The sequence below is a fragment of the Brevibacterium paucivorans genome (assembly GCF_016907735.1).
GTDB lineage: Bacteria > Actinomycetota > Actinomycetes > Actinomycetales > Brevibacteriaceae > Brevibacterium > Brevibacterium paucivorans.
This window is the reverse complement of sequence record NZ_JAFBCP010000001.1, coordinates 2,197,254-2,222,788: the sequence shown is the minus strand read 5'-3', so window position 1 is coordinate 2,222,788 and position 25,535 is coordinate 2,197,254. Positions and strand designations below refer to the sequence as shown.

The 25,535-nt window shown below is 59.5% G+C and carries 21 protein-coding genes; 10 read left to right on the top strand and 11 right to left on the bottom strand.

The window, feature by feature from the left end:
- Nucleotides 1-4: 4 nt before the first annotated feature.
- The 4 genes from JOE56_RS10235 to JOE56_RS10220 form a co-directional block, all read right to left on the bottom strand.
- Nucleotides 5-2,194, bottom strand: coding sequence for a ComEC/Rec2 family competence protein (locus JOE56_RS10235; protein ID WP_204515881.1), 2,190 nt, complete (start codon nucleotides 2,192-2,194; stop codon nucleotides 5-7).
- A 1-nt stretch (nucleotide 2,195) separates the two neighbouring features.
- Nucleotides 2,196-2,951 carry a helix-hairpin-helix domain-containing protein gene (locus JOE56_RS10230; protein WP_204515880.1) on the bottom strand — a complete coding sequence of 252 codons (756 nt, stop codon included), beginning with the start codon at nucleotides 2,949-2,951 and terminating at the stop codon, nucleotides 2,196-2,198.
- A gap of 102 nt (nucleotides 2,952-3,053) precedes the next feature.
- Nucleotides 3,054-3,950 carry a DegV family protein gene (locus JOE56_RS10225; protein WP_204515879.1) on the bottom strand — a complete coding sequence of 299 codons (897 nt, stop codon included), beginning with the start codon at nucleotides 3,948-3,950 and terminating at the stop codon, nucleotides 3,054-3,056.
- Nucleotides 3,947-5,257: a UDP-glucose dehydrogenase family protein gene (locus tag JOE56_RS10220; protein ID WP_102238165.1), complete on the bottom strand. Its 1,311-nt coding sequence runs from the start codon at nucleotides 5,255-5,257 to the stop codon at nucleotides 3,947-3,949. Before JOE56_RS10220 ends, JOE56_RS10225 begins: the two co-directional genes overlap by 4 nt.
- A 116-nt stretch (nucleotides 5,258-5,373) precedes the next feature.
- Between JOE56_RS10220 and JOE56_RS10215 the strand changes: the two genes are divergently transcribed.
- From JOE56_RS10215 to JOE56_RS10205, 3 genes are read left to right on the top strand one after another with little or no spacing between them, the layout of a single operon-like run.
- Nucleotides 5,374-6,063, top strand: coding sequence for a hypothetical protein (locus JOE56_RS10215; protein WP_204515878.1), 690 nt, complete (start codon nucleotides 5,374-5,376; stop codon nucleotides 6,061-6,063).
- Entirely contained in the window at nucleotides 6,063-6,437 is a 375-nt protein-coding gene (locus JOE56_RS10210) for a CrcB family protein (protein ID WP_204515877.1), read from the top strand. The genes JOE56_RS10215 and JOE56_RS10210 overlap by 1 nt, the downstream gene beginning before the upstream one ends.
- A complete protein-coding gene (locus tag JOE56_RS10205; protein WP_204515876.1) occupies nucleotides 6,389-6,784 on the top strand; it encodes a CrcB family protein in 396 nt (131 codons plus the stop codon). Before JOE56_RS10210 ends, JOE56_RS10205 begins: the two co-directional genes overlap by 49 nt.
- Here the strand turns inward: JOE56_RS10205 and nadE are convergent.
- Together nadE and leuS are read right to left on the bottom strand one after the other, a co-directional pair.
- Nucleotides 6,781-7,608: an ammonia-dependent NAD(+) synthetase gene (gene nadE, locus JOE56_RS10200; RefSeq protein WP_204515875.1), complete on the bottom strand. Its 828-nt coding sequence runs from the start codon at nucleotides 7,606-7,608 to the stop codon at nucleotides 6,781-6,783. The genes JOE56_RS10205 and nadE overlap by 4 nt on opposite strands.
- Before the next feature lie 90 nt (nucleotides 7,609-7,698).
- The gene (gene leuS / locus JOE56_RS10195; RefSeq protein WP_204515874.1) at nucleotides 7,699-10,527 is read right to left on the bottom strand and encodes a leucine--tRNA ligase; all 2,829 of its coding nucleotides are present in this window, start codon (nucleotides 10,525-10,527) and stop codon (nucleotides 7,699-7,701) included.
- Nucleotides 10,528-10,713: 186 nt separating this feature from the next.
- On the opposite strand from leuS, the gene JOE56_RS10190 reads away from it, so the two are divergent.
- From JOE56_RS10190 to JOE56_RS10160, 7 genes are all read left to right on the top strand, one after another.
- Complete coding sequence (locus JOE56_RS10190; protein ID WP_204516133.1) at nucleotides 10,714-12,528, top strand: AMP-dependent synthetase/ligase; 1,815 nt, start codon at nucleotides 10,714-10,716, stop codon at nucleotides 12,526-12,528.
- Nucleotides 12,529-12,600: 72 nt separating this feature from the next.
- Nucleotides 12,601-13,629, top strand: a complete 1,029-nt coding sequence (gene ppk2 / locus JOE56_RS10185) for a polyphosphate kinase 2 (RefSeq protein WP_204515873.1) — start codon at nucleotides 12,601-12,603, stop codon at nucleotides 13,627-13,629.
- 10 nt (nucleotides 13,630-13,639) lie between these two features.
- Complete coding sequence (locus JOE56_RS10180) at nucleotides 13,640-14,680, top strand: YhjD/YihY/BrkB family envelope integrity protein (RefSeq protein ID WP_204515872.1); 1,041 nt, start codon at nucleotides 13,640-13,642, stop codon at nucleotides 14,678-14,680.
- A gap of 87 nt (nucleotides 14,681-14,767) precedes the next feature.
- Nucleotides 14,768-16,201 (top strand): glyceraldehyde-3-phosphate dehydrogenase, encoded by a 1,434-nt coding sequence (locus tag JOE56_RS10175; RefSeq protein WP_204515871.1) that lies wholly within the window; start codon nucleotides 14,768-14,770, stop codon nucleotides 16,199-16,201.
- A 2-nt stretch (nucleotides 16,202-16,203) separates the two neighbouring features.
- Entirely contained in the window at nucleotides 16,204-17,679 is a 1,476-nt protein-coding gene (gene glpK / locus JOE56_RS10170) for a glycerol kinase GlpK (RefSeq protein WP_204515870.1), read from the top strand.
- A 1-nt stretch (nucleotide 17,680) separates the two neighbouring features.
- Nucleotides 17,681-18,865, top strand: coding sequence for a sensor histidine kinase (locus JOE56_RS10165; protein ID WP_204515869.1), 1,185 nt, complete (start codon nucleotides 17,681-17,683; stop codon nucleotides 18,863-18,865).
- Entirely contained in the window at nucleotides 18,862-19,476 is a 615-nt protein-coding gene (locus JOE56_RS10160) for a response regulator transcription factor (RefSeq protein ID WP_204515868.1), read from the top strand. The genes JOE56_RS10165 and JOE56_RS10160 overlap by 4 nt, the downstream gene beginning before the upstream one ends.
- 1 nt (nucleotide 19,477) lies before the next feature.
- Here the strand turns inward: JOE56_RS10160 and dnaG are convergent, their stop codons facing one another.
- The 5 genes from dnaG to JOE56_RS10135 are packed head-to-tail and all read right to left on the bottom strand — an operon-like array spanning nucleotide 19,478 to nucleotide 25,532.
- On the bottom strand, nucleotides 19,478-21,355 hold the full coding sequence (gene dnaG / locus JOE56_RS10155; protein WP_204515867.1) for a DNA primase: 1,878 nt from the start codon (nucleotides 21,353-21,355) through the stop codon (nucleotides 19,478-19,480).
- Between the two features lie 14 nt (nucleotides 21,356-21,369).
- Nucleotides 21,370-22,650 (bottom strand): deoxyguanosinetriphosphate triphosphohydrolase, encoded by a 1,281-nt coding sequence (locus JOE56_RS10150; RefSeq protein WP_204515866.1) that lies wholly within the window; start codon nucleotides 22,648-22,650, stop codon nucleotides 21,370-21,372.
- Complete coding sequence (dusB, locus tag JOE56_RS10145; protein WP_338028664.1) at nucleotides 22,651-23,826, bottom strand: tRNA dihydrouridine synthase DusB; 1,176 nt, start codon at nucleotides 23,824-23,826, stop codon at nucleotides 22,651-22,653.
- Nucleotides 23,827-23,868: 42 nt separating this feature from the next.
- On the bottom strand, nucleotides 23,869-24,477 hold the full coding sequence (locus JOE56_RS10140; protein WP_204515865.1) for a response regulator transcription factor: 609 nt from the start codon (nucleotides 24,475-24,477) through the stop codon (nucleotides 23,869-23,871).
- On the bottom strand, nucleotides 24,474-25,532 hold the full coding sequence (locus JOE56_RS10135) for a sensor histidine kinase (protein ID WP_204515864.1): 1,059 nt from the start codon (nucleotides 25,530-25,532) through the stop codon (nucleotides 24,474-24,476). Before JOE56_RS10135 ends, JOE56_RS10140 begins: the two co-directional genes overlap by 4 nt.
- Nucleotides 25,533-25,535: the final 3 nt, after the last annotated feature.

Genomic DNA, 25,535 nt, shown 5'->3' with positions numbered 1-25,535 from the left:
TGCTTCACAACTGCGCACGGCATTCATGACCGGCAAAGTTGCCGTCTTCGTCAAGGACCAGGGTTCCGCACTGATCCGTGCGCAACACGGGAATGGGGCCAAAAGCTCTGAGCGCATGCCCTGTTGGGTGTCCGTACGTGTTGGGTCCCACGGACACCGCCCCCACTCGTGGCGCAACCGACCGGAAAAACCTTTCGTCTAGATCGCGTGACCCGTGGTGGGGTGCCAGTAGGATGTCGGCGGGTTCAATGTCGCGGGCCAGCACCCGCTGTTCGTCCTTGCCCACGTCACCGGGGATAAGTATGGACACCGTCCCCGAGGTGGTTGTCACTTCCGCTCGAATGACCAGCGAGGTGGCATTGGAGCCGGGTTTGCGTGTGGGCCCTGGCCACAGAACCGACCACGTGATCTGCCCGTGCTGGTACGCATGACCTTTTTCGACCGGAGTGAATGTTCCAGGTAAATGTAGGGTTTTCACCTCCTGCCCTTTAGCGTCGGGAGGTGACACGTACACGGTTCCTAGGGTGCGACCTCGGGAAACTCCTTCAATGGCACCTACGTGGTCTTTATCCAGGTGGGACAACGCCAGGTCTACGTGGGTGACGTTCAGGCTGCGGAGGCACGCGTCGATTTTGTCGTCGTAGGCACCCGTGTCGATAACGAGGGCCGACGACTGTCCGGTTTTCAGTACGGTAGCGCTGCCCTGCCCCACATCGCACACGGCAGCGACCCAGTGCGTGTAGCGAGGGGCCGCGATGAGGGGAACACAACTGCCCACGACCAGGGCAACAACGGCTAATCCGGCCCACCCGCGCGAACGCCGGATCACGGCCGCAGCACTCAAGGCACTGACGCACGCGGCCAGAGCGATTCCGGTAACTCCAGTGATCCACGCACTGTGTGCGCCCGGGAGCGTGACCGCGAACTGCGCGACTGCGGGTATCCACCACGAACACACCGCACCGAACCACGCAATCACCCCACTGACAAGCGGAACCATCTGGGTACACAGCACGAGCATGCCGGCAAGCGTCGCCGGCGCAATCACGGGAGCGCACGCCGCATTCGCCAGCACGGCCCATGCACTGGGCGGGTTCCCTAACGCGACTGACACGGGGAACACACCGATTTGCGCGGTGAGGGGAATCGCGAGCGCTTGTGCCACGAATCTGGGCAGTCCCATGCGTGTTCCGATCCGCGTCATGGGGTCGCCTAACACCATGAGCGCCGTGGTTGCTGCGACCGAGAGGATGAACCCGGCCGATACCGACAGTTCTGGGCGCATGACCAGCAGGATGACCACAGTGCTCGCGATGACCGAGATGCCAGCGCGTCCGGTTCCGCGGATGAGCACGATTGCACCTAAGAGCCCCATGCCGGCGGCGCGGATGACGGACGGGTCGGGCCCTACGACGAACACGTACCCTGCCGTCACTGCCACGGCGGCTCCCACCGTGACCAGGCGCCGGTTGGTGACCAGGCGCATGAGGCTTAACACCGTGAGTGCCACCAGCGAGATGTTGGACCCAGAGACCGCCGTGATGTGGGTGAGCGACATGGCTTTCATGTTTGCGTCCGAGGCGGCATCCAGTCCCGAAGTGTCCCCCACCACGAGGCCCGGGAGGAGCCTGGCTCCTGCATGTTTGTGACCCGAGGTGTCCCGCAAGTGAGTGCGCAAGGACGCGCGGACGCGCCAGGCTGCGTTGGGGGTTCCGGTGATGTGCCACGCGTCGACGAAGGCTTTGGTTCGGGGCCCGTCGCGGGTGCCGTTGGCGTCGATGTGGATGCGAGTTCCGGCTGCGGGGAGTTCCTTTCGGCTCAAGGCTGTGAGTACCCCGGTGCGTCCTGCGAGTTGTGCGACGTGTATTCCGGATTCGAGCCGTGTGGGGTCGGTGATGACGGTGAACTCGCCATGTATGTCCCCGGGCGGGTTGCGGGCGTGAACGCTGGCCACGGTGATTCCGCTTGCCCCGCATGCGAAAAGCATCATGAACGCCAACGCGCGCACGGGGGTGCGGGGCGTGGCACTGGATTCCCGTTCCGTCAGCCTCATGGTGACGACTGCCGCCACGCATGCCCCTGCAGCACACACTCCGGATACCCACAGAGGTGGCGCAAGAACAGCGCACGTCCATGCGGCAGCCGCTGCCACGGCGAGCCTGACCGTGGCCGGGAATTTCAGAATGACGCGCATCTCACACCGTGACGAGTGGCGTTAAGCGCTCAAGGATCGCCGGCCCGATTCCCGGCACATCCTCTAACTGTTCGACGCTTTCAAACCTGCCGTTCTCTTCGCGGTGTTTGACAATGGCTTCCGAGGTGGCAGGCCCCACACCGGGCAGCTCCTGGAGTTCTTTTTCCGAGGCGGTATTCACGTTGATCTTGCCACCACCTGTCGACCCGCCTGAAGTCTCACCTGACGCGCCGCTCGTTGAGCCCGGCGCCTCCTCCGACCCCTCGGGCTCACCCACCTTGGGCACTTTGATCTGCTCACCGTCGTTGAGCGGCTGGGCCAGATTCAGCGCCGATGGGTCGGCGTCTTTCGTCAGTCCTCCGGCGGCTTGGACGGCGTCGGTGATCCTTGATCCCGCAGGCAGTGTCAGCACTCCCGGTTTCTTCACTTCACCAGCGACGTGAACCGTGACATCACCAGCCGGTGAAGTCTCCGGTGACCCCACTCCCGTGGCAACCGGTGGCCCGCCATCTGTACCTCCCGCAGCTCCTCCATCACCTGCAGCGGCTTCGCCAGAGCCGGGCGACTGCTTGAGCGCGGTGAAGATAATGAGCCCAACAACCGCGACAACGACCACCGCCACGACTGCCACAATGACTACTCGCGTGGGCACGGGCCTGTTCCCCGGCACCAAGTCGTCGAGGTTGTCTTCGGGTTTCCACCCGCGACTCGACGCACCTACGAGGCCGGCAAAACGATCATCTGGTGAAGCTGACATGGCCTCACCCTACGAACGCCACGCACCCTCCCGCGCCGGGCACACACGCCCTGTGGAAAACGCCTTACCGTCCACACAACGGGTGCCGTCTACACGGGTGAACTATCCACTGGGACGCGACTGCACAAAAACACCCACGGTTCCCGGCCCCACATGCCCGGTTACCACCGTCGAAACCACCCGGGTTTCCACGTTCACCCGCGCATCCGCATCCGGACCAGCGACCACCTCGGCGACGGCATCCACCAGCTCACGCGCCGCCGCGTTGGCGCCATCGACATCCTGTTCCGAGTGAACCACCACAATATCCACAGGCGCTTCGCCACCCAGAACGTCACACGACTCCCGCACAAAGTCCACCAACTTTGCCACGGCCTTGCCGCGGGTTCGCACCTTACCGCGCGTCACCACACGGCCATCGGACAAGCCCAATACCGGCACGATCGACAAGGTCTTGCCAATCAGCGCGGCCGCGGCACCAATCCGCCCGCCAGCCTGCAACCAGTCCAAGGATTCGGGGATAAACGCGACCCGGGTGCTGGTCCGGCACCAGTGGGCGACTTCCTGGGCGGCTGTTGTAAGTTCCATGCCCGAGGTGTGCGCCGCCACCCGAGCGGCACCCACCAGACCTGCCGAAAGAGTGAGAGAGTCGACCACCTCGGCGGGAACGGTACTCGACGCGGCAGCGGCACGGGCGGACTTGAAGGTTCCCGACATCTCACCGGACATCGTGAGGATCAGAACGTCGTCAACACCGGCCTCTTCAAGCTCGCGGAGTGCGTGCGCGAACGCTTCGGGTTCTGGCATCGACGTGGCGACACGCTGACCGCGTCGAAGCGCAGAACACACCTCGGTGGGAGTCCAGGCTGAGTCGCGCCGGTCTTCTTCCCCCACGCGAACCGTGAGGTCCACCGTCCGTAGGACACAGTGAGCCGAAAGCTCTTCAAAGTCCTCTGATGTTAAACGGGCGGTGGAATCAACTATGATCCCGCGTGTCACGGGCGACCCAGCGCACGGTAGGACCAGCCGGCTTCACGCCACTGCACGGGGTCCAGCACGTTGCGACCGTCGACGATTGCGCGGTTCTTCACCAGCTTGCCCACCTCAACGGGGTCGAGGTCACGGTACTCACGCCATTCGGTTAACAGGAGCACCACATCGGCGTCTTGCAGAGCTTCTTCAGCGGTTTCCGCGTACGTGAGCTGGCCAAACAGTTTCCGGGCGTTCTCGATCGCTTGCGGGTCGGTCACCACGACCGAACCACCCTGGAGCGAAATGAGACCTGCCACGGCCAAGGCAGGCGAGTCACGCACATCGTCGCTGTACGGTTTGAACGCAGCACCCAGTACGGCGATCTTCTTACCAATGAACGACCCGTGGACCTGTTCACGCGCCAAGTCGACCATGCGGACGCGACGACGCATGTTGATCGAGTCGATCTCGCGCAAGAACGCAACAGCCTGGTCGGCGCCCAACTCACCGGCGCGCGCCATGAACGCGCGAATGTCCTTAGGCAAGCACCCACCGCCAAAGCCCAGTCCGGCGTTGAGGAACTTGCGTCCGATCCGGTCGTCCATCCCGATCGCGTCGGCGAGCACCGTGACGTCTGCACCGGCGGCTTCACACAGTTCGGCCATGGCGTTGATGAAGGAAATCTTGGTGGCCAGGAACGAGTTGGCCGCGGTTTTCACCAGCTCCGCAGTCGCATAGTCCATGATGAGGCGCGGAGTGTCAGTCTCTAGGTTGTGTGCGTACACCTCGTCAAGAGCGGCGATAGCCTTCTCACCGGCTTCGCCTTCCGGAACACCGTAGATGATGCGGTTGGGGGTGAGCGTGTCGTCAACGGCGTGTCCTTCACGCAAGAACTCTGGATTCCACGCCAAAACGGCGCCGTGTTCAGTCACGGCAGGTTCCATACGCGCGGCTGTTCCCACGGGAACGGTTGATTTCCCTACGACCACATCGCCGGGGCTCAGAATCGTGGCCACCGACTCAAAGGCCGCTTCCACGTATGTCATGTCGGCGGCGAACTCGCCTTTCCGTTGCGGGGTTCCCACGCACACAAAGTGGACCGTCGCTTCTTTGGCTTGTTCAATGTCAGTGGTAAACGTGAGGTTTCCGGACTCCTGGCCCTTTTTCAAAAGCTCTGGGAGTCCCGGTTCAAAGAATGGCGCGTCGAAGTTCGACAAGGCGCGCACTTTGTTTTCGTCTACATCAACACCGATCACCGTGTGTCCGACAGACGCCATGGCTGCCGCGTGAACAGCACCCAAGTACCCGCACCCGATTACCGATATTGTGCTCATGAAAATTTTTCCGTTCCGTAGGGTTCATGTCAGGCTCAATGACTGACAGGGGCTCTTTCCTCAAATCAGTATAGAAGTCCACAAACACGTACACGCTTTTAGCTAGACTTTCAGCCGTGAGGCGTTTTGGAGACTTTTTAGTGAATTCGTGGGCGGCGACTCTCATCCTTGCGGTCGCGGTCGTTGCTCTTATCCTGTTCCTGATTCCCCCGTTGCACTCAGTAGCGTGGATTATTGGGCTCATTCTGGTCGTGATTACCGCGTTGGGCGTTGTGGGCTTGGCCCATGAATGGTCGGCAACCCAGGCGCGGATTGACCGGTTGGGTGATGAGCTGACGCAGGCGTATGAACAGTCCAACCGCGTGCAGTTGAGCCAGGTTGAACACGAGCCACAGAACCCTGACGCAGAAAGCGCTGCCCGGATCCGTTCACTGTTCCCGCAAGACACCGGGCTTGTGCAGGAGTTGCGCGTGTCGCAGGTCGCCTCACTCAGCACGGAATCGCTACGAACGCTGGAAACGTTCCTGACCCAGAATGAGCACGCGTCATTCATTAACCGCGACGCTCACTACGCTTTTATGGACCTTTTCCGCACAGGCTCAGCACTGCGCGACTGGGTGAAGCAAGAAATGGCACCCGATGAGCACAACAGCGCTGAACTGGTCGTCAAACCCGGTGACACGCGCGAAGGTGGATGGCATGAATTCAGCCGCGCCCAGAACGACGGCGAAAACGTGGCTCATAACTTTGTGCAGGCGCGCTCGACATTTGAACGTGTCGTGTTCGAAAATTCGCTCGACTCGTAGTGTCGCGCTTGCTATCGCCCCTTCTGGTCTTCACCGGTGGCGCGCTGGGCACGTGGGCTCGCGTCGCGATCTTTCAGTTCGGTGAAACCGCCGGCCTCATCACGGTCAACGCCGTAGGAACCCTGATACTCGCAACCCTGTCCGGGCTCTTGTTCCATGCCCACGCACCGTGGGCAACACCCGTGAAACTTTTCCTGGGAGCCGGTGTGTGCGGCGCCCTCACCACGCAGTCCACGTTGGCCCTCGTGACCGTGCAAGCTGGGCTTGGCGGGCTCACGCTCACTGTGGTGTCCCTGGTGACTGGCGCCTGCGCCGCCGTCAGTGGGTGGTTGATTGGGTCGGCGTTGCGTCCGTCGCCGAGGTCGTCGTGCTGATCGCGGTCATCGTGGCTGGCGGAGTGGGAGCGGTATGCCGGTGGGCATGCGATACCACCTTGAGCCGGTGGTTGGAATCGTCGTGGCCAGCGGCTGTTTTCATCATCAACGTGGTGGGAAGCTTCCTCACTGGGTTCCTCACAGGAGCCACGGTCGAACTTGCGGTGTTCAACGTGTGCGTGACCGGCTTCTGTGGAGCCTTCACCACGTTTTCAACACTCATGGTGGGGTGGTTGGAGCTCACGCTCCGCAAACGCCCGGTTCACGGCGTGTTGTACGCAGTGGGAACAGTTCTCGCGTGCGTGCTCAGTGTGTGGCTGGGTCTGGTGACCGGTTCACACCTCTAGCAGCGGATCCACCACGTGTCGGCAGGTGTCACCGGCATGACACGTTTGTGATGGCTGCGACGGTAGCGATCCTCGATGGAAAACGCGGCGTCGTCTGCGACTGGTTTTCCTTCGAGGTAGTCGTCGATCTCTTCGTACGACAGTCCCAACGCGCTTTCATCGGTCTGCGCCGGCTGGTCATCCAGGAGATCAGCTGTGGGCACCTTCAAGTACAAGTGCTCAGGGCAACCCAGTTCTTGGAGCATTTCTCGGCCCTGGCGTTTGGTCAGTCCCGCAAGAGGTGCCACGTCAGCACCCCCGTCACCGAACTTGGTGTAGAAGCCGGTGACCGCCTCGGCAGCGTGATCGGTTCCCACGACCAACAGCCCCATGTCACCGGCGATCGCGTACTGGGCGATCATGCGCATACGGGCCTTCACATTGCCTTTGTTGAAGTCCGAGGTCTCGTGCCCCATCGCTGTGGTGAACTCTTTCGAGACTTCGTCGGTGGCTTCACCGATGTTGAACGTCACCACACGGTCCGGTTCGATGAACTCGAGCGCGTCTTGCGCGTCTTGCTCGTCCTGTTGCACCCGGTATGGCAGTCGCACCGCAACAAACGTCGCGTCGTAGTCGCGCCTGCGCAGTTCCTCAACGGCCAGTTGGCACAGTCGACCGGCGAGGGTTGAATCCTGCCCTCCTGAAATGCCCAGCACGAAACCTTTCGTGCCGGTCGTCAAACAGTAATCGACCAGGAACTGGACGCGACGCTGAATCGCTCCACGTGGATCGATGCTGGGGCTGACGCCCAAAGCCAATCGGATCTCTTCGGGTGAAACATTCATGCATTACACAGTAAACGTTTACCCGATCGTAAACGTCGCAAATAAGGCAGATCGTAACCAAGATTACGCGTGACTTTCGCCACACTTTGGTTACATGGGCACGATGTTCACGAGTTTGGGCGCACGCACGATCACTTTGCGCACCTCGGCGCCGTCCAGGCTACGCTGGGCGCCCTTAGAGGCAAGCGCCAACTTTTCGAGTTCCTCATCGGAGATGTCCGGCGAGACCTCCAAGCGGTCGCGCACCTTACCCTTTACCTGAACCACGCACGTGACGGTCTCTTCAACCAGGTAACGCTCGTCGACCTCGGGGAAGGTTGCATATGTGATGGTGTGTTCGTGGCCCAACTTGCTCCACAGTTCCTCCGCAATGTGCGGGGCAAGTGGAGCGAGCATGACGACAAGTGGCTCAATGACCTCACGCGGCGAGACTCCCACCTTGGTGAGGTGGTTGGTGAGCACGATCAGCTTGGCGACCACCGTGTTGAAACGGAAGTTGTCCATGTCGTCGCGCACACCTGCAATCGTGGAATGCAAAACGCGCAAGGTTTCCTCGTCGGCTGGCTGATCCGTCACCTTGAGTTCGCCGGAGTCTTCGTCAACAACCAGACGCCACACGCGCTGCAAGAAGCGCTGAGCACCCACGACTGCACGGGTTTCCCATGCGCGTGACACTTCGAGCGGTCCCATCGACATTTCATATACGCGGAACGTGTCGGCGCCGTACTCGTCGTACATGTCGTCGGGTGTCACCATGTTCTTGAGCGACTTACCCATTTTCCCGTACTCGCGCGACACTTGTTCGCCCTGATACCAGAACGTGCCATCTTCTTTTTCTTCAACCTCATTGGCTGGCACGTACACGCCCCGCGCGTCGGTGAACGCATACGCCTGGATGTACCCCTGGTTGATGAGCTTGTAGAACGGTTCAAAGCTGGAAATGTGCCCGAGGTCGTGGAGGACTTTGTGCCAGAAGCGGGCGTACAGCAAGTGAAGGACCGCGTGCTCAACACCGCCGATGTAAAGGTCAGCTCCCCCGGACTTCTTGTCTTCCCGTGGCCCCAGCCAGTACTTTTCGTTCTCGGGGTCGACGAGTGCACGGTCGTTGTGTGGGTCCGCATACCGCAGTTGGTACCACGACGAACCTGCCCAGTTGGGCATCGTGTTGGTCTCGCGGGTGTAGGTTTTGAGCCCATCTCCCAGGTCGAGTTCGACGGTGACCCAGTCGCGGTTACGCCCCAGAGGTGGTTCCGGTTCGGAGTCCACGTCATCGGGTTCGAAGGTCTTGGGGCTGAAGTTTTCCAGCTCTGGAAGATCAACCGGGAGCTGGTCTTCAGGAATCAGGTGTGGAGTGCCTTCTTCGTCGTACACGATGGGGAATGGTTCACCCCAGTAGCGCTGACGGCTAAACAGCCAGTCACGCAAGCGATACTGCGTGGTCTCTTCGGCAAGCCCGTGTTCGGCAAGCCATGTCACCACCCGGTTTTTCGCTTCATCGACGTCGACCGCGTTGACATCGATGTGTTCATTCGCCGAGTTGATCTTCTGGCCTTCACCCAAGTACGGCGTATCTTCGTCGTGATCTGCCGGAGGTTCAACCGTACGGATATAAGGCAGGCCGTATTCCTTAGCGAAATCCCAGTCACGGCTGTCCTCTGCGGGCACACCCATGACCGCACCGGTTCCGTACCCCATGAGCACGTAGTCCGCCACAAAGACGGGCATATCTTGTCCGGTTGCAGGGTTCTTCACATAGCTACCCGTGAACACACCCGTTTTGTTCTTGTCTTCCTGACGCTCGGCCGGGGTCTTCGCAGCCGCGGCACGCTGGTACTCGGCTACCGCCTCGGCGGGGGTTGCCGCCCCTTGCGTCCAGGTGGGGTTCACATCTTGTGGCCACGCACCCTGCACGAACTCATCGACGAGCGGGTGTTCTGGGGAAAGAACGGCGAATGTGGCACCGAACAGCGTGTCGGCACGCGTGGTGTACACCTCGAGCTGCGGGACATTGGGGCCGGTGAAACGCACCAAGGCACCCACCGATTTGCCAATCCAGTTGCGTTGCATGTGCTTGACCGCTTCGGGCCAGTCCACTGCGTCCAGGTCCGCGTCCAAACGGTCGGCGTACGCAGTGATCCGCATGTTCCACTGCTTGAGTTTGCGTGTGTAGACCGGGAAGTTCCCGCGCTCAGAGCGGCCCTCTGCGGTCACTTCTTCGTTAGCGAGCACGGTACCCAGGCCTGGGCACCAGTTCACTGGCGATTCGCTCACATACGCCAAGCGGTAGTTCTGCAAAACTTCTTCACGTTCACGTGGGCTCAAGTCCGCCCAGGCACCTCGACCGGTGTCACGCGCACCAGTTTCGAACTGTTCGATCAGTTCACTGATGGGGCGCGCCTTGGCTGCGTCAACGTCATACCAAGCGTCGAAAATCTTGGCGAAGATCCACTGCGTCCACTTCACGAACTCAGGATCGGTCGTAGCGAATGTACGACGCGGGTCATGCCCCAGTCCCAAGCGACGTAGCTGCCTACGCATGTTGTCAATATTCTGGTTAGTGGTGATGCGGGGGTGTTGTCCCGTCTGCACGGCGTACTGTTCAGCCGGCAGACCGAACGCGTCATAGCCCAATGCGTGCATGACGTTGCGTCCGCGCATCCGCTGATAGCGCGCATACACATCTGTTGCCAAATACCCCAACGGGTGACCCACGTGCAGACCGCGCCCCGACGGGTACGGGAACATGTCCATGAGGTACATGGGCGCCCCCAGGTCACGGTTGTCCCCGGCCAAGTCGCCCACCGGGTTGGGGGACGAAAAAGTCCCCTCTTCTTCCCAACGATCTTGCCATTTGAGTTCAATGTCTCCCGCCAGCTGCGCATCGTAGCGATAGGTGGGCTGCTCAGGAGCGTTACTCATTGGCGTCCTTTCGGGGTTGTCTCGGTCTACAGCTGTGTGTTTACAGCCACTTTAGGCTATCTCACACGCACCGGCGTAGCCATGTCAGCCATAAGTAAACTGCCGGGTAGAAAGAACGGTTCCAGCCCGTAGGATAAATACTTGAGTATCCACGCAGGTGGAGTCGCACACATACAGGGAGCCTCGATGTCCGCAATGATGAGTTCATCTTCCACACCTCTGACTTTTGACCTGCCGGAACGCGATAGCATCACCGATGTATTTATAGCCCGGGTCAAGGCTGACCCGCACGCGCACATGTTGTCTCGTTTGGAGGACAACCGCGACGTCGCTGTTTCGGCGCAGCAATTCCACCGCGAAGTCGTGGAGGTTGCCAAGGGACTGATCGCCCGCGGCGTGAAGCCCGGTGACCGGGTGGGGATCTTCGGAGCCACCAGCTACGAATGGACCACATACGACTTTGCGATTTGGTTTGCAGGTGGCGTCTCGGTCCCGTTCTACGACACTTCTAGCGAAGAACAGTTGGCATGGATTCTGAAGGACACTGGTCTGCGATTCGTCGTCGCAGAGTCCCAGGCACACAGTGACCGTGTGGCTCAGGCCCTTGAGACAAGCGACATCGAAGAACCCCTCGAGATGAGTGTGTGGGATGAGGCAGGCCACCGCTCGCTCGTGGCAGATGGCCGCAATGTGTCCGCCGAGGTCGTCGAGGCCGCCCGCTCAACGCGCGGCAAGTATGACGACGCGACCATCATTTACACCTCGGGAACAACGGGCCGTTCACGCGGTTGCGTTCTCACACACGCAAACTTCGTTGACACCTCGGCGAGCGCTGCCGTGCAGATCAACCAGGTTGTGGTTCCTGGCGCGCGGTGCCTTCTGTTCATCCCAACCGCGCACGTGTTCGCCCGCTTTATCGAAGTGATGTGCCTGTTGCACGGAGTCACCCTGGCGCACGAATCGGATCTCAAGCGCCTCACCGAGGCGCTGGGGATTTTCCGACCCACGTTCATTCTGGGAGTTCCGCGCGTTTTCGAGAAGGTGTTCAACTCCGCTCTTCAAAAAGCTGAAGCAGAGAAGAAGGCACCAATTTTCCGTGCTGCCGAAGCCGTCGCTGTGCAGTACTCAATTGCGCTCAGCGAAGGCAAGGTGTCCGCATGGCTTAAAGCCAAGCACAAGCTCTTCGACGTTCTGGTGTACTCCAAACTCCGCGCTATTTTGGGTGGCCAAGCCACCCACGCCGTGTCCGGCGGTGGCCCGTTGGGATTCCGTTTGGGCCACTTCTTTAAAGGTATTGGCGTGGACATTCTGGAAGGGTACGGGCTCACCGAAACCACAGCACCCATCGCGGTGAACACTCCCGGGAAGTCCAAGATCGGAACCGTTGGTGTGCCTCTTCCGGGCAACACGGTAGCGGTAGCTCCCGACGGCGAGATCCTGGCCAAGGGCGTCAGCGTGTTCAAGGAGTACCTCAATGACCCAGAAGAAACTCAAAAAGCCTTTGTCGACGGATGGTTCTGCACGGGTGACTTTGGGACCCTCGACGAAGACGGGTACGTCAGCGTGACAGGGCGTAAGAAGGAACTCATCATTACTGCGGGTGGCAAGAACGTGGCGCCTGCCCCGTTTGAAGATGAGCTTCGTCGCCACCCAGTTATCGGTCAAGCAGTAGTCATTGGTGAAGGCAAGAAGTTCGTCTCGGTCCTGGTGTTCCCGGATATGGAGATGTTGCCCACCTGGTTGGAAAACCGAGATCTCCCTGCTCTGTCGCTCGAGGACGTGCCTGGCAACGACAAGATCAACGAAGCCGTTGCAAAGGCCATTGAAGTCGCCAACCGCAGGGTGTCTCGCGCTGAATCGATTCGCGAATACCGGATCGTCCCGGCTCAGCTCACGGAAGAAAACGGGTATCTTTCGGCCAAGCAGTCAGTGAAGCGTCACATCGTCAACAAGGACTTCAGTTCCTACATCGACGATATTTACGGACCAGAGAACGCGTAATGACCAGCGTCACGTCGACTCTCATCACACTGGTTGTGGCACCCAGATAGTTCAAAATATAGACTTAACGGTATGAGTGAAGACACGCCCACCAATGACACCGATCCAACGGTCCCACAAGACGCAGAAAAAGGTGTCACTGCAGACGCTGACGCCAACCAGAGCGAACCAGCTAAGGACGCGCCTAAGTTTGAACTGACTCCTGAAGGTATTCCAGACTTCGCCAATGAAATTGACTCTCTGCGCTCCCTGCAGAGGCAGGTGGACGGAACCAAATCAAAGTCCAAAGCCTGGAAGAAGGGATACCCGTACCGCACCAAGATGGCGCGGCCGGCGTATGAGCGCGAAAAGCGCAAACTTCAGATTGAGCTCCTGAAGCTTCAAACGTGGATCAAGGAGACCGGCGAACGCGTCGTCATTATCTTCGAAGGACGCGACGCAGCAGGTAAGGGTGGTGCGATCAAGCGCTTCACTGAACACCTCAACCCGCGTGGCGCTCGAGTTGTCGCCCTGGAAAAGCCCACCGAACGCGAACAGACCCAGTGGTATTTCCAGCGCTACGTTCAGCACCTTCCCGCGGCCGGCGAAATCGTCATGTTCGACCGTTCATGGTACAACCGTGCCGGTGTCGAACGTGTGATGGGCTACTGCACACCGGCTGAATACCTCGACTTCACCCGCTCATGCCCGCAGTTCGAAACCATGTTGGTGAACTCAGGGATCAAGATCATCAAGTTCTGGTTCTCAGTTGGACGCGAAGAGCAACTCCACCGCTTCACTTCTCGGTCCACCGACCCTGTCAAGCAATGGAAGCTCTCCCCCACCGACCTGGCCAGCTTGGACAAGTGGGACGCATACACGGAAGCCAAAGAAGCGATGTTCTTCTACACCGATACAGCGCAAGCACCGTGGACAGTGGTCAAGTCCAATGACAAGAAGCGTGCCCGCCTCGAAGCGATGCGCTACGTGCTCGCACAGTTCGACTACCCCAACAAGGACCGCCGTGTGGCCCACCGACCCGATCACCTGTTGGTGGGGAGCCCCAAAGATATCTACGATCAGGGCGAGGGCCCCACGGACTTTAACGCTCTAGAGATCTGACGAGGATTGAATGTCACACGTAGCTCTTCTGACTAAGCGTTCGTCGGCTCTGGCGCGTTCGCAGAAACTGCTCAACAAGCCGTTTGTCGTTCACCTCAAGGACACGGTTGCGCGGTTTGGCGCCAGGTTGGGTAACCAGTTTGGTGCGGCAATCACGTACTTCCTCGTTCTTGCGATCATCCCCATCCTCATGTTTGCGTTCGCAATCCTGGGCTTCACGCTGGACGTGGTGAAGCCCGAGTGGGTTGGGGTTGTCAACGACTGGATTACCGAAACGGCTCCTGGCCAGGACGAACTTGTCTCCATGCTCCAAAACTTCCTGGACAACTGGGAAGCTGTAGGAATCGTGGGTATCTTGTCTGCCCTGTTCACCGCTCAAGGGTTCATCGGGAACCTCAAGGACGCGATTCGAGCGCAGCTCACCGACGACATGGACAACATTCCTAAAGAGCCGTTTGTTGCGCGCACTATCAACAATGTGTACACGCTTCTTGGAATTCTGGTTCTCATTTTCCTCACGCTGACAGCAACCGTGTTGGGTACCGGTTTGCAAAGCGCAATCGCGAACTGGCTGAACCTCCCCGGCTGGTTTGCGATCGTGTTTAATATCCTCACGATTGCGCTTGCGGTTGCCATGAACTGGTTGCTGTTCATGTTCATCTTCACCACGATCCCGGACAAGAAGATCCCTATGCGCACTCGTGCGATCGGATCCTTGACAGGTGCTTTGGCCCTGACCGTCCTGTTGAACTTGGCAACCGTGCTCATCAGCGTGTTTTCTGGTTCACCCACAGCAGCGCTGTTCGGGCCAGTGATCGCGATCATGCTGTCCATGAACCTGTTCATCAGGATTCTGCTCATGGTGGCCGCGTGGATGGGTACCAGCCACGACGACCGAGTTTTCAACACGGTTCCCCAAGGCAAACCACTGCAAGCTCAGCAGAAGGACGACGACATCGACCTCACCAGTTCTTTGCTTGCAGTGCTGACAGCAATCGGTCTCATCTTCTTGACACTGTTTGGACTCAAACGGTTCGAGGAACGTGATTAACCAATCACCACAACAATTTTCAACGCAGCAACCCTGCGAGCAAGATAAACCGGCACTATACGTGCACACAAACACGAAGGAGTCGCTGTGAGCGAAGTGGCTAACACCAAACTGCAAGAGTGGAACACCAAGTCCGAACTTGCCGAACAGATCCTGCCTGGAGTTGGGCGTCTGTTCCGCAACAACGACGTTCTGCTCACCATCTACGGACGTTCACTGCTGAACAAGTCCACAATCGGCATCGTCAAGGCACACCGCTACGCACGCCACTTTGACGGACAAGACCTGGACCTCAACGAAACCCTCGCAATCGTCAACGAGCTCCAGAAACTCAACCTGTCCGGTGCCCGCCTTGACCTTGGACGTCTGGCTGCCGGATACCGCGAAGCCGGCGGCGACCTCGGCGAATACCTCAAGAACGAACTTTCCGACGTCACCAACGGAGCCGAAACCCCAGAGCCACGCGACGTTGTGCTCTACGGCTTTGGACGCATTGGACGTCTGGTTGCGCGCATTCTCATTGACCGCAACGGTGGAACCGGAATGCGTCTGCGCGCAATCGTGGTCCGGAAGAATGGCGAAAACGACATCATCAAGCGTGCATCGCTCCTGCGCCGCGACTCGGTACACGGTAAGTTCGACGGCTCGATCACGGTCGACCAGGAGAACAACACCATCCTGGCAAACGGTGTCCTCATCAAAGTCATCTACTCGTCCGACCCATCGACCGTGGACTACACCGAATACGGCATCAACGACGCCATTGTTGTTGACAACACCGGTCGTTGGCGCGACGAAGAAGGCTTGGGCCAGCACCTGAAGTCCAAGGGCGTTGGCAAGGTCATCCTCACCGCTCCAGGTAAGGGCGACATCAAGAACATTGTGTACGGTGTCAACAACTCCGCTATTGAAGACAGCGACACGATCCTGTCGGCAGCGTCGTGTACCACCAACGCGATCACCCCAGTTCTCAAGGTGATCAACGACGAATTCGGTGTTAAGAACGGTCACGTGGAAACGGTTCACTCGTTCACCAACGACCAGAACCTCATCGACAACTTCCACAAGGGCGCCCGCCGTGGACGTGCAGCCGGCCTCAACATGGTGCTCACCGAAACCGGTGCGGCGAAGGCCGTCGCTAAGGCTCTCCCTGAGCTCAAGGGCAAGCTGTCGGGTAACGCGATTCGCGTCCCCACGCCTAACGTGTCCATGGCGATTCTGAACCTCAACCTGGAACGCGAAACCACGGTTGACGAACTCAACACGTTCCTGCGTAACACCTCGTTGCACTCGAACCTGCGCAACCAGATCGACTACATCCACTCCCCCGAGGTCGTTTCCACCGACTTTGTGGGCTCGAAGCGTGCCGGTGTTGTCGACGGTCTGGCAACCATCGTCGACGGCGACCGCGTAGTTGTGTACGTGTGGTACGACAACGAGTACGGCTACTCGTGCCAGGTGGTACGTTGCTTGGCCGACATGGCTGGAGTCGACTTCCCAGCTCTGCCTAAGCGCGCCTAAAGATGGGTTACGTTCTTTCACTCGACGAAGGAACGACGTCAACACGTGCGGTCATCTTCACCGAAGATGGCCGCACTGTTGCTCAGTCCTCACAAGAGTTCACACAACGCTTTCCGCGTGGCGGTTGGGTCGAACACGACCCTCTGGAAATTTGGCGCACTAGCCGTCAAGTCATTGGCTCGGCTTTGGGTAAGGCCCAGCTCACGGGAGCCGATATCGCATGTGTGGGAGTGACAAATCAGCGCGAAACCACGGTGGTGTGGGAAGCGTCTACTGGCCGGCCCATCTACCCTGCGATCGTGTGGCAAGACACGCGTGGAATTGAGTATGTGGAGCGGTTGAGCGAGGACGCCCACGACATCGCCACCATCACGGGCCTACCCGTCAACACGTACTTTTCGGCGATTAAACTCATGTGGATCCTGGACCACGTGGAGGGTGCCCGCGCACGCGCCGAAAAAGGCGAGCTACGGTTCGGCACGATCGACGCGTGGCTCTTGTTTAACCTCACGGGTGAGCACGTCACCGAGGTCACGAACGCCTCTCGTACCATGCTTATGGACATTCGGACCGGCCAGTGGTCGCAGCGCATGTTGGAGCTCACGGGGATCCCCGAGCAGCTTCTCCCCCGCATCTGCCCGTCGGTCGGTGAGTTGGGTACCGTGCGTTCCAACCAGCTTTTGAGCGGCACCGCAGTAACAGGGGTTCTGGGTGATCAGCAGTCGGCGGCGTTTGGCCAGGTGTGTTTCGGCCACGGCGATACCAAGGTCACGTTTGGTACTGGGTGCTTCTTGCTGACCAACACGGGTACCCAGATTGTTCGGTCGGATCACGGCCTGGTGTCCACTGTGGCGTATCAGATCGCGGATGAACCCCTCCAGTATGCGCTGGAAGGCTCGATTGCGGTTGCCGGTTCTTTGGTTCAGTGGTTGCGTGACAACCTGGGCATTATTTCGTCGTCGAACGAGGTCGAAAAGCTGGCCGCTTCCGTGGAAGATTCCGGTGGCGTGTTCTTTGTGCCCGCTTTCGCTGGGCTGTTTGCACCGCGGTGGCGCCCGGATGCGCGTGGCACCATTGTTGGCATGACGGGCTTTACCACGGCCGCGCACATTGCCCGCGCGGCTTTGGATTCTACGGCTTTTCAGGCCGCCGAGGTCGTTGATGCGTTGGTCTCGGATGTGGGCACGGATATGGGGACGATCCGAGTTGACGGCGGGATGAGTGTCAACGATGCGTTCTTGCAGTTCCAGTCCGATATCCTCAACACTCCTCTTGTGCGTCCAACAGAAACCGAGTCCACGGCTGTAGGCGCGTGCTTTGCCGCCGGAGTGGGTGCTGGTTTGTATGCGCATGACGACGTCGCGTCGTTGTGGAGAAAAGACCGGGATTTCAACCCGCAGATGGATGCGCGCACACGCGAAAACTTGCGTGCGCGGTGGAACGAGGCGGTAGAACGTAGCCTCAACTGGGAAAAGTAGTATGTCGCACAGTCAATTGCCACAGATTTTGCGTGCCATGCGGGTGACTTTGCATGTCGCGTTTGCCGTCATGCTGGGTGTGGGAATCGTGCGCTTTATCGTCACGTTTGATCAGCACCCGGCCGTGCTCGTGATGATCCTGATCTTAGCCTTCATGCTGGCGGGACTGTACCTGGTGGGTACGGTCGCAGAAATGCAGTACTCCAAACACCCAGAGCGCTTCAACCCGGTACCCCTGAAGTCGTGGTGGTTGGCAGCGATCTTAATTCTGTGGGCTGGGCTCATGCTGTCGTCCATGAGTTTCGCGTGGGTGAGCTTCCCGCTGTTCTTTATTGTTCTCCACGCGTACCGCCCGTATATTGCCGGACCGGTCATCCTAGTCATGGTGTTCACAATTCTTGCCAGTTCGTATCGCCACGGAGAGTTCAACGCGGGATTCCTGCTGGGCCCCACGATCGGGGCGTGCGTCGCAACCGTTGTGAGTGTTCTGTACCAAGAGTTGCGCAAGGAAGCCGAATCCATGGGTAACGCGTACCAAGAACTGCAACGCGCTCAGACGCAGATTTCCCTGAGCCAACACCGGGCCGGTCGTCTCGCTGAACGTGAAAAACTCGCAGCAGACGTACACGATACTCTGTCGCAAGGCTTCACATCGATTCTCTTGTTGAGCCGTTCCCTTGAACAGCACGTGGACCCAGCTGGCCGTGAGACGCTCAATCTGATTGAAGATACCGCCCAGAGCAACCTGCAACAGGCCCGCGAATTCTTACACGGGTCCCCTCTTGGCACCTCGGACTTGCATCCCACCTTGAGCGCCGAATGCCGGGCGGTTGAGCGGGCCAGTACCGCGGTGGGTGCCACAATCCAGTGCCAGTTCGAAGTGACCGGGGACGCGTACCCACTGTCACCAGAGGTCGAACAGACCTTGGTCCGGGCCACGCAAAGCCTGCTGTCCAATGTGACATTCCATTCACTGTGTACACGTGCAAAAGTGACATTGGCGTATTGGGATACGCATGTGAGCTTGGACGTCGTCGATAATGGAGTTGGTTTTGCAGGAGCCTACGGTTACGGCTTGCGCGCCCTGAAGGAACGCGTGGCTGGCGTACGTGGACAGCTCAGTGTCGAAACTGCCGTGGGCGAAGGCTGTTCGGTTCACATTGTGATTCCCGTGGAGAAAACATGATCCGAGTTCTCTTAGTCGATGACCACCCGGTTGTGCGCGCGGGCCTGAGCGCAGTTCTCAACACAGGCGACGACATTGACGTGGTGGCACAGGCCGGAACGGGACGCGAAGCGCTCGAGGTTCTGGCGTCCACTCAGGTCGATGTCGTTGTGAGCGATATTCAAATGCCCCAGATGGACGGGGTGGAGCTCACTGCTGAGTTAGGAAAGATCGGTGGCCCTCCGGTGCTGATTCTCACCACGTTCGACACGGAGAACCTCATTGTGGCTGCCATGAACGCAGGTGCGCAAGGGTATCTTCTCAAAGACGCTCCTCCCGAGGAACTCGCGCGTGCCGTCCGAGCAGTCAACGAGGGCAGGCCCGTCATGTCGGATCAGGTGACGGTGGCGCTGACGCGCAGGCTCACACAGCCGCGCACGTCCTTATCTGCCCGTGAGCTCGAAATTCTCGAGGCCGTTGCCACCGGGCACACGAACAAGGAAATTGCCCAAGAGCTGTTCATCTCCCAGGCCACGGTGAAGACACACTTGGTGCATATTTTCGACAAGCTAGGCGTCGATAACCGCACCAGCGCCGTTGCGAAAGCACGCGAACAGCAACTGATCGACTGACCTACATAAACTGCCGTAGGTGAACGCGTTGCTGTTCCAGCAGTGTGAGTTGTTGTAAGAGTTCCGAGGTCGTTGCGGTGTCACTGGGGTCCGTGCGTCGCAGGCGGGCGTGGAGAAGCCCGCTGATCCGCACCATGTCTTTGTCGAACAGGCGGGCGACGATTCCTCGGCTATAGCGCTCGATACCCTGGGCGTTGCTGGCAGGAAGCGAGGACATAGTCAGCTCGCTCACCAGGGGAACGAGTTCGTCCGGGGTAGCTTCGCGGACAGCGTCGGCCCACCCTGCGGTATCTTCAGCACCGCGGCGCACTCCCCCAGCGCGTTTCATCGCTTCGTGAATCGCACGGTGGCGAGGGTCATCGAACACCTTGCCGTTGAGCGCGTCAAAAAGTTTCGCGTTGACGTACTGCGGATATTGCAGCGCCACCATGAGCGCCCCGCGTTCCACCCGGTACCCGGCCGACTGGCTGGGGTCTGGCCCACTTGGCTGAGCCGGCCGCGGCTGGTGAAACTGTGGTTGAGGTTGGTTGGGCTGAGGCTGGTTTGGTTGGTTGCGTTGGCTCTGGTGGCGTTGGTACCCCCGGACCGCGCGCACCACTTGGTCGGTGTCGACTCCTACGAGGCCGGCCACGTAGCGTTCATATCCGGGACGCAGCGCCACGTCTTTGATTCCTGCGATCACCGGTGCGGCCGCTCTGATCGCTGCCACTTGGCCTTCGACAGTTGAGGCGTCGAACTGTGCGACCGTCGTGTCGATGACGAACTCGAAAAGCGGCCGCCTGGATTCGATGAGGTCACGCACAGCGCCTTCGCCTTTTGCCCGCCACAGGTCGGCGGGGTCCAATCCTCCCGGTTCGACCACGACCGAGGTCTGTGCCAAGAACCGCTGATCGTCACCGAACGCTTTCAGGGCGGCTTTCTGTCCGGCTTCGTCGCCGTCGAAGGTGAAGATCACTTCGGCGGTCGCGTCGTCGTTCATCATGCGCCGAAGAATGCTCACGTGTTCGGCCCCAAAAGCCGTTCCACACGTGGCTACGGCTTGCGTGACACCGCTGATGTGGGCGGCCATGACGTCGGTATAACCTTCGACAACAACCGCGCGCTTCGTCTTAGCGATAGGACGTTTCGCAAGGTCGAGCCCGTAAAGCACTTTATTCTTGTGATACACGGGAGTTTCTGGGGTGTTGAGGTATTTGGGGCCCTGGTCGTCGTCAAACAGTTTGCGAGCCCCGAACCCAATCACACGCCCGGTGACATCCCTGATGGGCCACATGAGACGACCTCGGAAACGGTCATAGTGACCGCGCCTGCCCGCAATGGCGAGGCCACCTTTTTCGATGTCCTCAACTCGGAAACCGCGCCCGCGTAAGTGCGACAGCAAACCATCCCAGCCCTGTGGGGAGAAACCCACACCAAAGGTGTCCAGCGTCTGCTGTTCGAAACCTCGGCCCGCCATATATTCCCGCGCAACCGACGCGGCAGGTGACGCGAACTGTTCACGGTAGAAGTCGGCTGCCACCTGGTGCATTTCCAGAATGTTTTGACGTACGGAGCCCGAGTCGCCGCTGGGTGCGCCGGTATAGGACAGTTGGACGCCGGCGCGTTCGGCCAGGCGTTGAACGGCTTCGACGAAGGTGACGCCGTCCATTTTCATGAGGAACTCGAAAACGTCGCCGGATTCCCCGCACCCAAAACAGTGATAGCGCCCCATAGACGGCCGAACGTGGAAACTGGGGGTGCGTTCGTCGTGGAAGGGGCACAGGCCCTTCATCGAGTCGACTCCCGCGCTCTTGAGCGACACGTATTCGCCTACGATTTCGTCGATCCGCGAGCGCGACCGAACCTCGTCGATGTCCTCCCTGCCAATGAGTCCCGCCATGGTGCCTACGCTGCCTACAACAGGGTCGCGGTGTTCGCTTGCATCTTGTGGTATTCCGCCCAGGCTGAGTGGTCGGTGAGCGAAGCCACCTGGTCGACGACGATGCGCACTTGTGCACTGTTGTCTTCGGCGTCTCGGTAGTCGCACCAGAACATGGTGTCCATGGACTCCGGATGGGTCATGTAGTAGTCGCACAGATCGCGTAGCACCCCGGCTTGGATGCGTTGGAGGCGCACGCGGTCTTCGGCCACCATGACCGTGACCGTGGCGAGTCCCTTGAGAACCGCGATTTCGTGGCGCGTGGTCGCCGGTACAACCACGTTACCCGCGTACCGGGTGAGGGGTTCCCACCCGTATTCTTCGCGCGTTGCAGCTTCGGTGGCTGAGGTGAACCGTCCGATGAGTTGGCTCGTCATGTGTTTAAGCGCGGCCTGTGCCCGACGGGACCCGTCGTAGGGTTCCTTGGGCCAGTATTTGGCGGCTTGCAGACGGTCGAACGCCGCCACGATGTCGTCATCGCGTGCCCCTGGCATGTACCACGATCGGGTCACGTCGATCAGACCCGCGAGCGCTTCGTCGTGCGTGTACGCGAACAGGTTCAAGTGGCCGGAGTTCACTGCGTCTTCGACGTCGTGAACGCAGTAGGAGATGTCGTCGGACACGTCCATGATCTGGGCTTCGATACACCTGGTTCCGCTGTCACGGCCGTCGCGCACGAAGTCGTAGACGTCGCGGTCGTCGTCATATACGCCGAACTTCCGGATCGACCCCGACGCGTTCTTGGGCGCAGGAGCTTCGTCTCGGCTCCACGGGTATTTGATGCACGCGTCCAGGGTTGCGCGCGTGAGGTTGAGGCCAGCAGACCGGCCGTCTTCCAGCAAGACTTTGGGTTCCAAACGGCTTAAGACTCTCAGTGTCTGCGCGTTCCCTTCAAACCCGCCAATGTCTTTAGTCACTTCGTCGAGGACGGTTTCGCCGTTGTGCCCAAAGGGAGGGTGCCCGAGGTCGTGGCTCAGGCACGCTGTTTCGACAATGTCTGGGTCCGCGCCTAGGTACCGACCGAGTTCACGCCCCACCTGGGCCACTTCGAGTGAGTGGGTGAGGCGGTTGCGAACGAAGTCGTCCGTTCCGGGTGAGACGACCTGGGTTTTTGCCGCGAGACGGCGCAGTCCCGAGGAGTGCAGGACACGACCTCGGTCGCGTTGAAACGCTGAACGGCGCGGGTTCTTTGCGGCTTCTTCGACCCACCGTTCGCGGTCGGTGTCGCTGTATTCGCCTGTCTGACTTACCAACACTTATCCGCCTGACACGTCGAGTTCAGCAAGGGACAACTCTTCGCGCAGATCTTCGCTGAAGGTACGCGATGACAGCCACCCGTCGGGAAGGTGCGGACGCTTCGCCCGGGTGGTGCGACCTCGGGACCCTTCTGCCGCCTCACCGGGGTACGGTGCGGTGTGGTCGAGTTCGTCTAACAGTGCGCGCAGTTCTTCCAGCGAGGACACATGTGCCAGGCGCTTGCGGAGGTCTCCGCCCACGGGGTAGCCCTTGAAGTACCATGCGATGTGTTTGCGCAGGTCACGCACGCCATAGAACTCGTCGTCATAGTATTCGGCCAGGTACACACCGTGGGTGTACACGGTTTGGGCGACTTCACCTAGGTTGGGGCGAATGCGTTCATCGGATCCGTTCAAAGCCGCCTGCAGATCACCAAACAGCCACGGTCGGCCCTGACAACCTCGGCCAATCACGACTCCGTCGCAACCAGTTTTCGCCATCATGGCTTGGGCATCCTCGGCGCTGAAAATATCGCCGTTGCCCAGCACTGGCACGGCGTCACCGATCGTGTCTTTGAGCCTGGCGATTGCGTCCCAGTCGGCGGTTCCGGAATAGAGGTCGGCGGTCGTGCGACCGTGTAGCGTCATGGCTGCGACTCCGGCACGGGCTGCGATCTGTCCGGCGTCGAGGTACGTCAAGTGGTCCGCGTCGATACCCTTGCGCATTTTCACGGTCACGGGAATGTCGCCGGCTTCGCGGACTGCGGTGGTAACGATTGCCGTGAAAAGATCGATCTTCCATGGAAGTGCCGATCCCCCGCCTTTTCGAGTCACTTTGGGCACTGGGCAACCGAAGTTGAGGTCGATGTGGTCGGCCCGGTCTTCTTCGACCAGCATCTGTACCGCCTGCCCTACGGTCACCGGGTCCACTCCGTAGAGTTGAACCGACCGAGGTGTTTCATAGGGTTCGTGGTGGATGATCCGCATGCTTTTGGGGCTGCGTTCGACCAGTGCGCGGGTGGTCACCATTTCGGTGACGTAGAGGCCAGCGCCGTATTCGCGGCACAGACGGCGGAAGGCCGTGTTGGTGATCCCAGCCATGGGTGCCAACACAACCGGGGAGTCCAATTCAATGGGACCGATTGAGAGCGCCGGCGGAGTGGCAGGCACATTGGGTCGTTCGATTACAACAGTCACCCTTCTATTGTCTCGTGGTAGTCAAATTGGGTGAAGCTAGAGTTACAACCATCCGCGTTTGGCAGCTTCTATTGCTGCCGTTGCGCGGTTGTCGACCCCGAGCTTGCTGATGGCTGATGACAAGTGATTGCGGACTGTGCCCTCGGATAGGAACAGTGAGTCTGCGATTGTACGGACACTCGCCCCGGTGTGGGCAACCGCGAGCACTTCGCGTTCGCGTTCTGTCAGCGGTGACGGGCCCAAGGAAATCGACTCGATTGCTAACGCCGGGTCGACGGCTTGTTCTCCGCGGTGAACTTTTCGGATGGCTTCCGCAAGTTCCTCCGCGGGAGCGTCTTTCACGACAAAACCTTTGGCACCAGCGACAAGTGCCCGTTGCAGATATCCGGGACGACCAAATGTGGTGACAATGAGGACCTTGGTATCGCACCCCTTGTCGTGTAGTTCACGTGTCGCCTCGATACCGTTGAGTCCCGGCATTTCGATGTCGAAAAGTGCGACGTCGACATTGTTGTTGAGGCACATGTCGACAGCGTCGGTTCCCGATGCTGCTTCGCCCACAACAGTAATATCGGGTTCCAGTCCGAGGAGTGCTGAGAGGGCACCCCGGACAAGTGCCTGATCGTCTGCGATAGCAATGTTGATGGTCATGCAAACTCCACACGTAGCTCGGTTCCGTCTCCCGTGTCGCTCAACGTCACGGTGCCGCCTGCTTCTTCTACTCGGCGACGTAGCCCGGTAAGGCCGTGGCCTTCACGGCTTCCTTCTAGGCCGTTTCCGTTGTCCGTCACGGTGACCCCGTTGTCATCAAATGCGAGTGTGCATGATGTCGCGCCGGCGTGACGGATGACGTTGGTACTGGCTTCGCGTACGGCCCATGCCACGACCGCTCGGCGTTCCGGAGCCCACGCCGCCCAGTCTCCGTGGCGAGTAACGTGAATACCGGCGGCACGCATGGCGTTTTCTGCTTCATCCACTTGGGTTGCAAGATCCGGTGTCCGGAGGCGTCCTACGGTTGTTCGCACATCCTCAAGCGCTCGCTTGTTCAGAGTCATGAGTTCAGTCAGTTCAGATTCGCACCGTTCTGGGTCGGTGTGCACAGTTGTGAGCGCAAGTTGAGTTTTCAGGGACACGACTGTGAGCGTGTGCCCCAGCATGTCGTGGACGTCGCGTGAAATAGCTTCACGCTCCTTAACAAGGTCGAGCTCGTTTTTCATCCTGTGCTCAGCATCTTCGCGAGCTTCGACAAACCTCACCAACGTCAAACACAAAGTTCCGAGAAATGGCGCTGTTACGGACACGAAAAAACTGTGCGGGCTGAAAATCAGCGGTACCAAAACCGTAAGCAGGAGGACGAATCCTGACCAGTACAGATCCGCTACCGCTGGCAGTCCAAAGACACCCAGAGACGCAAAATACGGAGCAAAGGACGTCACCGCCACACCCAAGGAGGGAATCGTCAAACACACCGGAATGAGCAGAAGACCCGCCGCGGCAACCACGTGTCTTACCTGCAGCGGTTCGTCCCTGTTAAATGGCTTCTGCCCACTCACCGCAATCCAGCAGTAGACCACACCGAAGAGAACCGTTCCGCAGCTCCCCAGGATCTTCCACCCGAGTGCTACCGGGTGCAACGTCCACACGAGCACCAACGGGATGACCAGAAAAACGAGCCATATCAACCCGTACATACTCCGCGCGTTCATGCC

What these genes read in the sequence shown, in the direction of transcription:
- JOE56_RS10235 (WP_204515881.1), bottom strand. Translation starts at nt 2,194, where the DNA reads ATGCGCGTCATTCTGAAATTCCCGGCCACGGTCAGGCTCGCCGTGGCA.
- JOE56_RS10230 (WP_204515880.1), bottom strand. Translation starts at nt 2,951, where the DNA reads ATGTCAGCTTCACCAGATGATCGTTTTGCCGGCCTCGTAGGTGCGTCG.
- JOE56_RS10220 (WP_102238165.1), bottom strand. Translation starts at nt 5,257, where the DNA reads ATGAGCACAATATCGGTAATCGGGTGCGGGTACTTGGGTGCTGTTCAC.
- nadE (WP_204515875.1), bottom strand. Translation starts at nt 7,608, where the DNA reads ATGAATGTTTCACCCGAAGAGATCCGATTGGCTTTGGGCGTCAGCCCC.
- leuS (WP_204515874.1), bottom strand. Translation starts at nt 10,527, where the DNA reads ATGAGTAACGCTCCTGAGCAGCCCACCTATCGCTACGATGCGCAGCTG.
- JOE56_RS10190 (WP_204516133.1), top strand. Translation starts at nt 10,714, where the DNA reads ATGTCCGCAATGATGAGTTCATCTTCCACACCTCTGACTTTTGACCTG.
- ppk2 (WP_204515873.1), top strand. Translation starts at nt 12,601, where the DNA reads ATGAGTGAAGACACGCCCACCAATGACACCGATCCAACGGTCCCACAA.
- JOE56_RS10180 (WP_204515872.1), top strand. Translation starts at nt 13,640, where the DNA reads ATGTCACACGTAGCTCTTCTGACTAAGCGTTCGTCGGCTCTGGCGCGT.
- glpK (WP_204515870.1), top strand. Translation starts at nt 16,204, where the DNA reads ATGGGTTACGTTCTTTCACTCGACGAAGGAACGACGTCAACACGTGCG.
- JOE56_RS10165 (WP_204515869.1), top strand. Translation starts at nt 17,681, where the DNA reads ATGTCGCACAGTCAATTGCCACAGATTTTGCGTGCCATGCGGGTGACT.
- JOE56_RS10160 (WP_204515868.1), top strand. Translation starts at nt 18,862, where the DNA reads ATGATCCGAGTTCTCTTAGTCGATGACCACCCGGTTGTGCGCGCGGGC.
- dnaG (WP_204515867.1), bottom strand. Translation starts at nt 21,355, where the DNA reads ATGGCGGGACTCATTGGCAGGGAGGACATCGACGAGGTTCGGTCGCGC.
- JOE56_RS10140 (WP_204515865.1), bottom strand. Translation starts at nt 24,477, where the DNA reads ATGACCATCAACATTGCTATCGCAGACGATCAGGCACTTGTCCGGGGT.
- JOE56_RS10135 (WP_204515864.1), bottom strand. Translation starts at nt 25,532, where the DNA reads ATGAACGCGCGGAGTATGTACGGGTTGATATGGCTCGTTTTTCTGGTC.